The organism is Enterobacter sp. Crenshaw, from assembly GCF_024734705.1.
Taxonomy (GTDB): Bacteria; Pseudomonadota; Gammaproteobacteria; order Enterobacterales; family Enterobacteriaceae; genus Enterobacter; species Enterobacter asburiae_B.
In genome coordinates, this window is record NZ_CP102932.1 from 2,116,749 (window position 1) to 2,129,904 (window position 13,156).

A 13,156-nucleotide genomic window follows, 5' to 3' on the forward strand; every position below is an offset into this window, starting at 1 on the left:
TTCACCCTCTACACCTTCTCAATCTGCACCAGATTGGTGTGCTGCGGGTTGCCTTTTGCCAGCGGAGAAGGTCGATGGGTCGTCAGCGTGTTGATGCATGAGCCGTGATCGATACGATCGCCATTCATATTGGCATCATGCCACGCTCCCTGGCCCATGGCGCTCACGCCGGGCATGATCCGTGGCGTGACCTTCGCTTCAATTCGCACCTCGCCGCGATCGTTAAATACGCGCACCGTATCGCCGTTCTTGATGCCGCGTTTTGCTGCATCGACAGGATTAAGCCACACCTCCTGGCGACAGGCCGCTTTCAGCACGTCGACGTTACCGTAGCTCGAGTGGGTACGGGCCTTGAAGTGGAAGCCGAACAGCTGCAGCGGGAACTGCGCGCGCTCGGGCGCATCCCAGCCGTCAAAGGTCGACGCGTAGACGGGCAGAGGGCTGATGGTCTCATCTTTTTCCAGCTCCCAGGTAGCCGCAATCTCCGCCAGCTTGCTGGAGTAAATCTCAATCTTGCCCGATGGCGTTTTCAGCGGATGGGCTTCCGGGTTCTCGCGGAAATTTTTATAGGCCACAAAGTGTCCGTTCGGATCTTTACGCTTATAAATGCCCATTTTTTTCAGCTCGTCATAGGACGGAAGCTTAGGGTCTTTCTCGAGCATTTTGGCATACAGGAACTGCAACCACTGTTCCTGCGTGCGTCCTTCGGTGAATTTCTGATGGATATCCGGCCCGAGGCGTTTCGCCACTTCGCTCATGATCCAGTAGATCGGCTTACGCTCGAACTTCGGCGCGGTCACGGGCTGGAGGAAAATCAGGTAGCCCATATTACCGGCGTAATCGTTAGGAATGATATCTTCCTGCTCGACGGTCATCAGGTCCGGCAACACGATATCGGCGTACTTCGCTGACGAGGTCATGAAGTTGTCGATGACGACAATCATTTCGCATTTACTTTCGTCCTGCAGGATCTCGTGGGTTTTATTGATATCGGAGTGCTGGTTGATGATGGTATTGCCCGCGTAGTTCCAGATGAACTTAATCGGCACGTCCAGCTTATCTTTCCCGCGCACGCCGTCGCGCAGGGCGGTCATCTCCGGTCCGCGGGCGATGGCGTCCGTCCAGCTGAAGCAGGAGATTTGCGTTTTGACCGGGTTATCCGGTATCGGCATACGCTCGATGGTAATGGTGTAGGTCGACTCGCGCGCGCCGCTGTTACCGCCGTTGATGCCGACGTTTCCGGTGAGGATTGGCAGCATGGCGATGGCGCGAGACGTCAGCTCGCCGTTCGCCTGGCGCTGTGGTCCCCAGCCCTGGCAGATATAGGCCGGTTTCGCGGAGCCGATTTCACGAGCAAGTTTGATGATGCGATCCGCGGGAATGCCGGTGATGCGTGAGGCCCACTCCGGCGTTTTCGCCGTGTTGTCATCGCCCTGGCCGAGAATGTATGCTTTGTAGTGGCCGTTAGCGGGCGCGCCTTCCGGCAGCGTTTTTTCGTCATAGCCCACGCAGTATTTATCCAGAAACGGCTGGTCGACCAGGTTTTCGTCGATCAATACCCACGCGATTCCCGCCACCAGCGCGGCATCGGTACCCGGACGGATCGGGATCCATTCATCTTCGCGTCCGGCTGCCGTATCGGTATAGCGCGGGTCGATAACGATCATTCGCGCGTTGGACCGCTCGCGGGCCTGCTCCAGATAATAGGTAATCCCTCCGCCGCTCATGCGGGTTTCCGCCGGGTTATTGCCGAACATCACCACCAGTTTGCTGTTTTCAATATCCGAGGTGCTGTTGCCATCGTTGCTGCCGTAGGTGTAGGGCATCGCGCAGGCGATTTGCGCCGTGCTGTAGGTGCCGTAGTGGCTCAGGAAACCGCCGTAGCAGTTCATCAGGCGCGCCACCAGCGAAGCGTAAGGGGAGGAGCGGGTGATATTGCCGCCGACGATGCCGGAAGAGTAGTTGATGTAAACTGCTTCGTTGCCGTATTTGCTGACCACGTTTTTAAGGCTGGCGGTGATGGCGTCCAGCGCTTCATCCCATGTGATGCGCTCGAACTTGCCTTCACCGCGTTTGCCCACGCGTTTCATCGGGTAGTTGAGACGGTCAGGATGATTGATCCGACGGCGAATAGAACGTCCGCGCAGGCAGGCGCGCACCTGATGGTTACCGTAAATATCCTCGCCGGTGTTATCCGTTTCGACCCAATACACTTCGTTGTCACGGACGTGCAGACGCAGCGCGCAGCGGCTGCCGCAGTTGACCGAGCAGGCGCCCCACACCACTTTATCTTCAGCAGGCTGGACGGCGTTCTTCACCGCCGCGGCGGCGCTTTTTAAGCCGAAAGGAAGCGAGATCCCGCCGGCGGCCAGCGCCAGAGAACCTATTGCCGTGGATTTCACGAGAGTTCGACGGCTAATTCCGCCGTGATGTTCAGTATCGGACATGGCTCACCCCATCATTATAATTACGTATTATTTTTCCCGAAATGATAACCGGGCTAATGATGGGGTGAGTGTTACTGATTTGGGGGTATTAAATCTTAATCCTCATCAAATCAAAGGGGATTGAGGGTAAATTACTGCGCTTCAGCAGCCCCGTTGCCTGTGCGGGTATACAAAATTTTAAAGGTGTCGTTGGCGCAGTGGCCTACCACCTGAGTGCCCGCCTGGTCAGCCTGATCGTTCGGCACAATGCTCAGCGTAAAACCTGATTCAGGCACGCCGTTGTTGATAATTTTCTGCTGAATGTCGCTTTTCACGCGCTCGCAGGAATCCGGTGCCGCCAGCGCGGCCGTTGAGGCACTCATTAACAGCAGGGCGGTAATCCAGGGTAACCGTTTCATCTCTAGCTCCTTTTCTCTGTGTAGAGATTAATTTTAGCAGGCTTCGTGTAAACAACTGTATTTGCTAATATGATTGGGAATAATCTCCCTGTACGGTAATAAATGTGAAGAAATACGCAGCGATAACGCTACTGGCAGCAACACTGGTGGGGTGCGATAACAGCTCCGCGCCGCTGTCGTTTACGCCCGAGATGGCGAGTTTCTCGAACGAATTTGATTTTGATCCGCTGCGCGGCCCGGTGAAAGACTTCACCCAGACGCTGCTCAACGAGAAGGGCGAAGTGTCCAAACGGGTGACCGGCACCGTGTCGGCGGAAGGGTGTTTCGATACCCTGGAACTGCACGACCTGGAGGCCAATACCGGCGTGGCGCTGGTGCTGGATGCCAATTACTACCTTGATGCGGAAACCCAGCAGCGAAAAGTGAAGCTGCAGGGGAAATGCCAGCTGGCCGAACTGCCGTCAGCCGGGATAACGTGGGATACCGACGACAACGGTTTTGTGGTGGCGGCGCACGGCAAAGAGATGGAAGTGAAGTATCGTTACGATGCGGATGGCTACCCGCTGGGCAAAACCACCGTCTCGGGGGATCAGCACCTGTCCGTGCAGTCGACGCCGTCTAAAGACGTTCGCAAAAGAATGGATTACTCGGCAGTGAGCATGTTGAATGATAAGCCGCTGGGCAACGTGAAGCAGAGCTGCGACTACGATCGACACAACAATCCGGTGAGCTGCGACCTGACGATCACGGACGATAGCGTCAAACCTGCCGTTGAGCACAAATACACCATCAAAAACACGATTGAATACTACTGAGAGTAAAACCGCGCAGGTTACTGCGCGGTCGGTTTCAGCAGGCTGGCGCCTGACGGCTTGTGTCCGGCAAGATGCTGATGCTGGAAGATGCACATGCGAATGGTATTGCGGTATTCGCCGTTGATAAAGAACTCGTGAATCAGCTCGCCTTCCACCATAAAGCCCAGCTTGCGGTAGATATGGATCGCTTTCTCGTTCTCTTTATCCACAATCAGGTAAAGCTTGTAGAGATTCAGAACGTTGAATCCGTAATCCATTGCCAGCTTCGCTGCCCGTGAGGCAAGGCCTTTTCCCTGATGCTCAGGGGAAATAATGATCTGAAACTCCGCCCGACGGTGAACATGGTTGATTTCAACCAGCTCCACAAGACCGGCTTTTTCGCCTTCACACTCCACCACAAAACGACGTTCACTCTGATCGTGAATGTGCTTATCGTAGAGATCGGACAGCTCAACAAAAGCCTCGTACGGCTCTTCGAACCAGTAGCGCATCACGCTGGCGTTATTGTCGAGCTGGTGGACGAAGCGCAGGTCTTCACGCTCCAGCGGGCGAAGCTTAACGTCGCAGGGCGCCGACATTACGGGGCTACCGTGCGGCCAGTGCGGCGATCCAGGCAGCGCAGGGTGTTTGGCTCCCAGTAGGCGTTGACGTTTGCACTTTGCTGACACTTATCGCGCGCGTCAAAAGCGACATCTTCTTTATCCCACTCTTTTTCAGCACGTTTGTTGACCTTGTGGCGAAGGCTGCGGGTGTCATTCCATTGTTCTTTGTCCATGGCGGCGTTCTGGCGGCTTTGCGCGCTGTCACCAGACTCGATAATGAGCTTGCTGGTTTCCGCTGTCGCAGAGGCGGCAAAGGCGAACGATGACAGCGCCAGCAGGGCTGTCAGACAAAGGCGTTTGCTTAATGTGGTCATAGCGTTTCCTTTTAAACGGGTGCAGATAATCAAGTTACCCCGAACAGATTCTACACCAAAGCGAAAAGACGTCATACCCGCGGTGCAAGTATGGAAAAGTAAAGGATATCATCAGGTATGATGTCTAAATAAATCCTCACCTGACGTGAAAAATGCTCAAAACGACGCTGCTTTTTTTTGCCACCGCGCTATGCGAAATCATCGGCTGCTTCCTGCCCTGGCTCTGGCTGAAGAAGGGGGGATCCGTATTGCTTCTCATCCCGGCAAGCGTCGCGCTGGCCCTGTTTGTCTGGCTGTTAACGCTGCATCCGGCCGCCAGCGGCCGCGTCTACGCCGCTTACGGTGGTGTCTATGTCTGTACCGCGCTGATGTGGTTACGCGTGGTGGACGGCGTCAGGCTCAGCGCGTACGACTGGGCCGGCGCGCTGATTGCCCTGTGCGGCATGCTGATTATTGTGGCGGGATGGGGGCGGGCCTGAGCCCCCGGTTTTGTGATCGTTAGCGGATTTTATGATCATTATACTTGTATGGTAGTCTGGTTAGTGGGTAAGTTTCCAGCATCACAACGAATGATGTAAGGAAAGGAATTATGAAGATTGTCGCGGCTGACGTGTTTGTTACCTGCCCGGGGCGGAACTTTGTCACCCTTAAAATCACCACCGACGAGGGGATTGTCGGCCTCGGTGACGCTACGCTAAACGGGCGTGAACTCTCCGTGGCTTCCTACCTGAAAGACCACCTCTGCCCCCAGCTGATTGGCCGCGATGCGCACCGCATCGAAGACATCTGGCAGTTCTTCTATAAAGGCGCCTACTGGCGTCGCGGCCCGGTCACTATGTCGGCTATCTCCGCCGTGGACATGGCGCTGTGGGACATCAAAGCCAAAGCGGCCAACATGCCGCTCTACCAGCTGCTGGGCGGCGCATCCCGCGAAGGGGTGATGGTGTATTGCCACACGACCGGCCACACGATTGACGACGTGCTGGAAGACTACGCCCGCCATAAAGAGATGGGCTTTAAAGCGATCCGCGTGCAGTGCGGGGTGCCGGGTATGAAAACCACCTACGGCATGGCCAAAGGGAAGGGGCTTGCCTACGAGCCTGCGACCAAAGGCGACTGGCCGGAAGAGCAGCTCTGGTCCACCGAAAAATACCTCGATTTCACACCGAAGCTGTTCGACGCGGTGCGCAGTAAATTCGGCTTCAATGAACATCTTCTGCATGACATGCACCACCGCCTGACGCCAATCGAAGCGGCGCGATTCGGCAAGAGCATCGAGGAATTCCGCATGTTCTGGATGGAAGATCCAACGCCTGCGGAAAACCAGGCCTGCTTCCGCCTGATCCGCCAGCACACCGTCACGCCAATTGCGGTGGGGGAAGTGTTTAACAGCATCTGGGACTGCAAGCAGCTCATCGAAGAGCAGCTCATCGACTATATCCGCACCACCATTACCCACGCGGGCGGGATCACCGGGATGCGTCGCATCGCGGACTTCGCCTCGCTCTACCAGGTGCGCACCGGCTCGCACGGCCCGTCGGATCTCTCGCCGGTATGCCACGCCGCCGCGCTGCATTTCGACCTGTGGGTGCCGAACTTTGGCGTCCAGGAATATATGGGCTATTCCGAACAGATGCTGGAAGTCTTCCCGCACAGCTGGCGCTTTGATAACGGCTATATGCATCCGGGCGACAGGCCGGGGCTGGGCATCGAGTTTGATGAAAAGCTGGCGGCGAAATACCCCTACGATCCGGCCTATCTGCCGGTGGCCCGTCTTGAGGACGGCACGCTGTGGAACTGGTAAACGAGGAGCGAACGATGAAAAGCGTAGTGATTCAACAGCCGAACGAACTGGTGATTGAAGAGCGGCCACTTCCGGCGCCAGGTGCAGGTGAAGTTCGCGTCAAAATCACGCTGGCGGGGATCTGCGGTTCGGATAGCCACATCTATCGCGGCCATAACCCGTTTGCGAAATATCCACGCACGATCGGCCACGAGTTCTTTGGCGTGATTGACGCCGTAGGCGAGGGTGTCGACAGTGCCCGTCTGGGCCAGCGAGTCTCGGTCGATCCGGTGATCAGCTGCGGACACTGCTACCCGTGTTCCGTCGGAAAGCCGAACGTCTGCACCTCTCTGGTGGTGCTGGGCGTCCACCGCGACGGGGGCTTCAGTGAATACGCGGCGGTACCCGCTAAAAATGCCTGGCCTATTCCGGATGACATTCCTGATAAACACGCCGTCATGGTGGAGCCTTTCACCATCGCTGCCAACGTGACGGGGCAGGCCAACCCCACCGAGCAGGACGTTGCACTGATTTACGGCGCTGGGCCGATGGGGCTGGTCACCGTGCAGGCGCTGAAAGGCGTCTATAAGGTGAAGCAGGTTATCGTGGTTGATCGCATAGACGAACGCCTGAAAATGGCCCAGCGCAGCGGCGCGGACTGGGTGTTGAATAACGGCGAGCAGTCGCTGCAGGCCGCGCTGGACGAACGGGGCATCAAACCAACGTTAATCATTGATGCCGCCTGTCATCCGTCGATATTGCAGGAGGCGATTACCCTGGCCTCTCCGGCGGCGCGTATCGTGCTGATGGGGTTCTCCAGCGAGCCGAGCCAGATTGTCCAGCAGGGCATCACCGGCAAAGAGCTGGCGATCTTCTCCTCGCGCCTCAATGCCAACAAATTCCCGGTCGTCATCGACTGGCTGAAAAAAGGGCTGATCGACCCGGAAAAACTGATCACTCATGCCTTTGACTATCACCATGTAACAGACGCCATTGAACTGTTTGAGAAAGACCAGCGGCAGTGCTGCAAAGTCTTGCTCACGTTCGGGCAATAATCCTATACGCGGTTAAGAGCCTGCGCAGACAGGCTCTATGTGGTACGCATCTTACCCTTCAGAGATAGCCATTATGACGCAAGCACAACCTCAAAGAACTACCTCCGATCTGGTGAAAGCCGCCGTTTCCGGCTGGCTGGGCACCGCCCTGGAGTTTATGGACTTTCAGCTTTACTCGCTGGGGGCAGCCCTGGTCTTTCACGAGATTTTTTTCCCGGAACAGTCAGCCGCGATGGCGCTGATCCTCGCGATGGGAACCTACGGCGCAGGCTATATCGCACGCATTGTCGGCGCCTTTATCTTTGGCAGAATGGGCGACAGCATTGGTCGTAAGAAGGTGCTGTTTATCACCATCACCATGATGGGGATCTGCACCACGCTGATTGGCGTCCTGCCGACCTACGCGCAGATTGGGATTTTTGCTCCCGTTCTGCTGGTGACGCTGCGTATCATCCAGGGCCTGGGGGCCGGGGCTGAGATCTCCGGGGCCGGGACCATGCTGGCGGAGTACGCGCCGAAAGGCAAACGCGGCATTATCTCCTCGCTGGTGGCGATGGGCACTAACTGCGGGACGCTGAGCGCAACGGCGATCTGGGCGGTGATGTTCTTTGCCCTCGACCGTGAAGAGCTAATTGCCTGGGGCTGGCGCGTGCCGTTCCTCGCCAGCGTCGTGGTGATGATTTTCGCCATCTGGCTGCGAATGAACCTGAAAGAGAGCCCGGTCTTTGAGAAAGTGAACGATGCCCAAACCGTACAGCCGGACACCTCGCTCGGTTCAATGGTGAAAAGTAAATCCTTCTGGCTGGCGACCGGCCTGCGTTTCGGTCAGGCGGGCAACTCGGGCCTGATCCAGACGTTCCTCGCCGGATATCTGGTCCAGACGCTGCTGTTCGATAAAGCCATCCCGACCGATGCGCTGATGATCAGCTCCATTCTCGGGTTTATCTCCATTCCGCTGCTGGGCTGGCTTTCCGATAAAGTAGGGCGCCGTCTGCCGTACATTATCCTCAATGTCTCCGCCATTCTTCTCGCCTACCCGATGCTGTCGATCATCGTCGATAAGAGCTATGCGCCGGGGACAATCATGCTCTCTATCATCGTTATCCATAACTTCGCCGTGCTGGGGCTGTTTGCGCTGGAAAATATCACCATGGCGGAGATGTTTGGCTCGCGAAATCGCTTTACCCGCATGGCTATCTCGAAAGAGGCGGGCGGTCTGGTGGCGGTGGGCTTTGGTCCGGTGCTGGCGGGGATCTTCTGCAACATGACCGGCTCCTGGTGGCCGATTGTCGCCATGCTGGTGGCCTATTCCGTGATTGGGCTGGTCTCGGCGATCCTGATGCCGGAAGTGCGCGACCGTGATTTGAGCGCGGCGCACGACGCAGCGGAGTCCGCACCAGAAGAGAGTGTGGGTTACGGCGCGGTCTCCTCGCGGCGCTAGTGGTTCATAACTTACGTGACCTGTCACACAACTCTGACTTTATGTCACACCACATGAGCAAAAGTTAATATAAATCAAAATCTCAAACGGCAGTATCAGTATGGTTGATGGCAGTTATTTTTTTACCCCAACTGCCATTCTAGTTGGTGTAGTCAGCAGGCGCCGCCGCTTCAGAGGAGCGGCAGCGGTCCACGACTTTCTAATTAACGAGTCTTAATCATGGAAAACACCTTATTACAGGCCAACGCGACGCTGCCTCAGTACGATCGCGACAGCCTTCAACCACGCATTGTTCATCTGGGTTTTGGCGCCTTTCACCGGGCGCATCAGGCGGTGTACGCCGACATTCTCGCGGCTGAGCACGGCAGCGACTGGGGCTACTGTGAGGTTAACCTGATTGGCGGCGAGCAGCAGATTGCCGATCTGAACGCGCAGGATAATCTTTATACCGTGGCGGAGATGTCTGCCGACGCATGGACATCCCGCGTGGTTGGCGTGGTTAAAAAAGCGCTGCATGCGCAGGTTGACGGGCTGGAAAGCGTGCTGGCGGCGATGTGCGAACCGCAGGTGGCGATTGTCTCGCTGACCATCACCGAGAAAGGGTACTGCCATTCACCGGCGACAGGACAACTGATGCTCGATCACCCGTTTATCGTCGCCGACCTGCAAAACCCGCACCAGCCGAAATCCGCGTCGGGCGTGGTGGTGGAAGCGCTGGCGCGTCGCAAAGCGGCGGGTCTGCCCGCGTTTAGCGTGATGTCCTGCGACAACATGCCGGAGAACGGACACGTGATGCGCAATGTGACCTGCGCGTACGCCCGGGCCGTAGACGGCGAGCTGGCGGACTGGATCGAGGCTAACGTCACCTTCCCGTCAACCATGGTGGATCGTATCGTGCCGGCGGTCACGCCCGATACGCTGGATAAAATTGAGCAGCTGACCGGCGTGCGTGACCCGGCGGCAGTCGCCTGTGAACCGTTCCGCCAGTGGGTGATCGAGGATAACTTTGTGGCAGGACGTCCAGAGTGGGAAAAGGCCGGAGCCGAGCTGGTGTCAGACGTGATCCCGTTTGAAGAGATGAAGCTGCGCATGCTCAACGGCAGCCACTCGTTCCTGGCGTACCTGGGCTACCTGGCCGGATACCCGCATATCAACGACTGTATGGAAGATGAGAACTACCGCCTCGCCGCGCACGCGCTGATGCTTAACGAGCAGGCGCCCACGCTGAAAGTGAAGGGCGTTGATTTAGGCCGCTATGCCGATCTCCTGATTGCCCGCTACAGCAACCCGGCCCTGCGCCATCGGACATGGCAAATCGCGATGGACGGCAGCCAGAAGCTCCCGCAGCGTATGCTGGACTCCGTGCGCTGGCACCTGGTGCACCAGAAACCTTTCCCACTGCTGGCGCTGGGTGTGGCTGGGTGGATGCGTTATGTCGGCGGCGTGGATGAGCAGGGTAACGCCATTGACGTGAGCGATCCGCAGCTGGCGGTGATTCAGGCGGCGGTGAAGGGAAGTGCGGAAGGGGAAAGTCGGGTTAACGCGCTGCTCGGCATTGAGGCCATCTTTGGTAACGAGTTACCGAAGGAGCCGCGCTTTGTGGCTGCGGTGATGGCCGCGTACCGGTCGTTGCTGCAAAAAGGCGCGAAAGCGACCGTCGCGCAGTACGCGTCTCAACGGTAGTTCAGCACATGCCGCCGCGCGCGGCGGCATGGCTGCGCACAGCTTAGTGCATCCCCAGGCGAATCAGCTCAATCGGTTCGAACTTACCTTCGCATCCTTCCACTTCAACCGTTTTGCTGCGGCGCACCTGCGCGGCATCCAGCCCGTCGCTGTGGATCGCTTTAATCACGCCAGTTTTGCCCGTGCCGCTAATCATGACGCGGCTGCCGGTGGTGATTGCATTGCGGTTACGGTCGTATGTCATCATGGTATTTTCTCCTCTCTAACCTGTTCGTTACGGCGCTATTTCGGGTTATGCCGTTCACGGGGCATATAAATACGCCTGTCCGCGCTTCATGTTTTTGTTTTTGATCAAACTCACACTTTTTTCTTTATTTCGTCGGGCGCTGACGGTTCAGGACGGTAATTTACAAAGTGGACCGTTATTTTCATTAATTGATAGTTTCGACAGGGAAGCGTTGAGGGTTGGTTTATATTCCTGATGTCATCCTGTGTGCAGGAAATAACCCTTTCATCGGAATAAGGAGTCAGGCTTATGTATAAGAACATTTTGATGCCTGTAGACGTGTTTGAAATGGATTTGAGCGACAAAGCGGTTCGCCACGCGGCAAGCCTTGCGAAGGCTGAGGGCGCGTCGATTACCCTGGTCAATATTCTGCCTGCCAGCAGCCGGTCTCTGCTTCGCGGTTTCAACGCCGATATTAAAAAGTTTGAAGAGTATATGACCGCAGAATCCGGGAAGAAAATGAACGAGTTAAAAAGACTGTTCGATATTGCCCCTGAGAATATTCACAGCATGGTGCGTTTTGGCAACGTCCGGGATGAAATTATCAAGCTGAGCAAGGAGGGGAAATATGATGCAATTGTCATCAGGTCGAAAAACCCGAGCATCACCACTCATCTGCTGGGTTCAAATGCGGAATCTATTCTGCGCTACGCCACGATCCCGGTGTTAGTCGTTCGCTAATCACCTCGCCGCACCCGAAAGGGGCGGCGAATATTACTCTTCGCTAAACCACTCGCTATTTTCCTGACGAATAAGCTGCACGGATTCGCTAATTTCCTGCAGATGCAGCGTCATCGCTTTTTCCACACCGTCCGGGTCGCGTTTTTCCAGCGCGCTGAAAATATCATGATGCTGTCGGAGCAGCATTTCCGGCGGGGAGACGTGATCGAGGCTCATATAGCGCACGCGGTCAATGGTGGCCTTGATGTTCTCGATGGTGTCCCAGGCCAGCTGACAATCCGCGATTTGCGCCAGCTTCTGGTGGAATTCATCGTCAAGCTGGAAGAAATCATTGAGCTGCTTACGGTCAATCGCAATACGCTGCTGGTGCAGGTTCTGCTCCAGCTGGTAACACTGGTTGTCGTTGATAAGCGTTGCGGCGCGGCGCGCCACCGCGCATTCAATGGCCTGGCGAACGAAACAGCCGTTGCGTACCTGAGAGAGTGAAATTTTGTTCACGTAGCTGCCGCGCTGCGGGCGGATCTGAATCAGTCCGTTTTCAGCAAGCTTAATAAACGCTTCGCGCACCGGCTGACGGGAAACGTCAAATCGCACGGAGACCTCTTTTTCAGAAAGCGGCGTTCCCGGTGGGATCAGGCAATGGACAATATCACGTCGCAAAATGCGATAGATTTGCTGGTTAACGGGCTGGGTGGGATTGAGTTGCGATTCAGCGGCCATGAGTTGTCATTTCTCAGAGAGTTAGCCTGAACATACTACCATTCTTTTATAACCCGAAACAGACCCGGCCCGCAGGCCGGGAAGGGCAGATTTAGCCACGATGAACGCTTAGTCCGGCAAAACTCTGGCTGACGGGCATCATTTCCACGGTGTTGATGTTGACGTGTTTTGGCAGCGTTGCCACCCACCAGACCGTTTCGGTCACATCTTCCGGCGTCAGCGCGTTCGCATTTTCGTAGGTTTTGCCCGCTTTCGCGTCATCGCCTTTGAAACGCACGTTGGAAAACTCGGTGCCGCCCACCAGGCCCGGCTCGATATCGGTAACGCGAATGGCGGTGCCGTGCAGGTCGGTACGCAGGTTAAGGCTGAACTGGCGCACAAACGCCTTCGTTGCGCCATAGACGTTGCCGCCCGCGTAAGGCCAGCTTCCTGCGGTGGAGCCGATGTTGATAATGTGGCCGCGGTTGCGCTCGACCATGCCCGGCAGCACCGCGCGGGTCATATAGACCAGCCCTTTGTTGTTGGTGTCGATCATGTTTTCCCAGTCTTCAACGCTGGCTTTGTGGGCGGGCTCCATGCCCAGCGCCAGACCGGCATTGTTGACCAGAACGTCGATGGCGCGCCACTCGGCGGGCAGGTTGGCAATCATCTCTTCAATGGACGCGCGGTTACGCACGTCCAGCTGCGCGGTCAGGATGCTGTCGCCTAATTCGTCCTTCAGCTCCTGCAGGCGCTCCTGACGACGGCCCGTGGCAATAACCTTGTGCCCGTTGGCGACGAAGCGACGCGTGATGCTTTCGCCAAAACCTGCCGTTGCCCCGGTAACTAAAATAATCATCTCACTGTTCCTCAACGCTTTTTGTGTTGTACTAACATAGCACGGCCGCAGAGGGTGCGTTAAGGCAACATTTGTATGACGGCGTTGCAGGGG

The 13,156-nt window shown here is 56.5% G+C and carries 14 protein-coding genes; 7 read left to right on the forward strand and 7 right to left on the reverse strand.

Translation table 11 applies throughout. The features are described 5' to 3' along the window. Positions 1–8 precede the first annotated feature (8 nt). Positions 9–2,447 (reverse strand): selenate/tellurate reductase subunit YnfE, encoded by a 2,439-nt coding sequence (gene ynfE, locus NWV12_RS10200; RefSeq protein ID WP_048980510.1) that lies wholly within the window; start codon positions 2,445–2,447, stop codon positions 9–11. A gap of 131 nt (positions 2,448–2,578) precedes the next feature. After that, positions 2,579–2,845, reverse strand: coding sequence for a DUF1161 domain-containing protein (locus NWV12_RS10205; RefSeq protein WP_029739394.1), 267 nt, complete (start codon positions 2,843–2,845; stop codon positions 2,579–2,581). A 104-nt stretch (positions 2,846–2,949) separates the two neighbouring features. Here NWV12_RS10205 and NWV12_RS10210 point away from each other — a divergent pair, with 104 nt between their 5' ends. Further along, complete coding sequence (locus tag NWV12_RS10210) at positions 2,950–3,660, forward strand: YnfC family lipoprotein (protein ID WP_033145401.1); 711 nt, start codon at positions 2,950–2,952, stop codon at positions 3,658–3,660. Between the two features lie 17 nt (positions 3,661–3,677). Here the strand turns inward: NWV12_RS10210 and speG are convergent, their stop codons facing one another. Then, the gene (speG, locus tag NWV12_RS10215; protein ID WP_023311549.1) at positions 3,678–4,238 is read right to left on the reverse strand and encodes a spermidine N1-acetyltransferase; all 561 of its coding nucleotides are present in this window, start codon (positions 4,236–4,238) and stop codon (positions 3,678–3,680) included. Next, on the reverse strand, positions 4,238–4,576 hold the full coding sequence (locus tag NWV12_RS10220) for a DUF1283 family protein (RefSeq protein WP_023311550.1): 339 nt from the start codon (positions 4,574–4,576) through the stop codon (positions 4,238–4,240). Before NWV12_RS10220 ends, speG begins: the two co-directional genes overlap by 1 nt. A gap of 152 nt (positions 4,577–4,728) precedes the next feature. Between NWV12_RS10220 and NWV12_RS10225 the strand changes: the two genes are divergently transcribed. The 5 genes from NWV12_RS10225 to NWV12_RS10245 all read left to right on the forward strand — a co-directional run bounded on the left by NWV12_RS10225 (position 4,729) and on the right by NWV12_RS10245 (position 10,538). Then, positions 4,729–5,055: a YnfA family protein gene (locus tag NWV12_RS10225; protein WP_048980512.1), complete on the forward strand. Its 327-nt coding sequence runs from the start codon at positions 4,729–4,731 to the stop codon at positions 5,053–5,055. A 110-nt stretch (positions 5,056–5,165) separates the two neighbouring features. Continuing rightward, positions 5,166–6,380 carry a D-mannonate dehydratase ManD gene (manD, locus tag NWV12_RS10230; RefSeq protein WP_032657497.1) on the forward strand — a complete coding sequence of 405 codons (1,215 nt, stop codon included), beginning with the start codon at positions 5,166–5,168 and terminating at the stop codon, positions 6,378–6,380. 14 nt (positions 6,381–6,394) lie between these two features. Continuing rightward, positions 6,395–7,414, forward strand: coding sequence for a Zn-dependent oxidoreductase (locus NWV12_RS10235; protein WP_048980514.1), 1,020 nt, complete (start codon positions 6,395–6,397; stop codon positions 7,412–7,414). Positions 7,415–7,487: 73 nt separating this feature from the next. Then, positions 7,488–8,855 carry an MFS transporter gene (locus NWV12_RS10240; protein ID WP_048980516.1) on the forward strand — a complete coding sequence of 456 codons (1,368 nt, stop codon included), beginning with the start codon at positions 7,488–7,490 and terminating at the stop codon, positions 8,853–8,855. Between the two features lie 219 nt (positions 8,856–9,074). Beyond that, positions 9,075–10,538, forward strand: coding sequence for a mannitol dehydrogenase family protein (locus tag NWV12_RS10245; RefSeq protein ID WP_048980518.1), 1,464 nt, complete (start codon positions 9,075–9,077; stop codon positions 10,536–10,538). A gap of 43 nt (positions 10,539–10,581) precedes the next feature. Here NWV12_RS10245 and ydfZ read toward each other — a convergent pair whose 3' ends face one another. Further along, positions 10,582–10,785, reverse strand: coding sequence for a putative selenium delivery protein YdfZ (gene ydfZ, locus NWV12_RS10250; RefSeq protein WP_014883679.1), 204 nt, complete (start codon positions 10,783–10,785; stop codon positions 10,582–10,584). Positions 10,786–11,073: 288 nt separating this feature from the next. Between ydfZ and NWV12_RS10255 the strand changes: the two genes are divergently transcribed. Further along, positions 11,074–11,505, forward strand: a complete 432-nt coding sequence (locus NWV12_RS10255; RefSeq protein ID WP_101744546.1) for a universal stress protein — start codon at positions 11,074–11,076, stop codon at positions 11,503–11,505. Between the two features lie 33 nt (positions 11,506–11,538). Here the strand turns inward: NWV12_RS10255 and NWV12_RS10260 are convergent, their stop codons facing one another. Together NWV12_RS10260 and ydfG are read right to left on the reverse strand one after the other, a co-directional pair. After that, entirely contained in the window at positions 11,539–12,225 is a 687-nt protein-coding gene (locus NWV12_RS10260) for a GntR family transcriptional regulator (RefSeq protein ID WP_023311557.1), read from the reverse strand. A gap of 91 nt (positions 12,226–12,316) precedes the next feature. Then, on the reverse strand, positions 12,317–13,063 hold the full coding sequence (ydfG, locus tag NWV12_RS10265; protein WP_048980522.1) for a bifunctional NADP-dependent 3-hydroxy acid dehydrogenase/3-hydroxypropionate dehydrogenase YdfG: 747 nt from the start codon (positions 13,061–13,063) through the stop codon (positions 12,317–12,319). Positions 13,064–13,156: the final 93 nt, after the last annotated feature.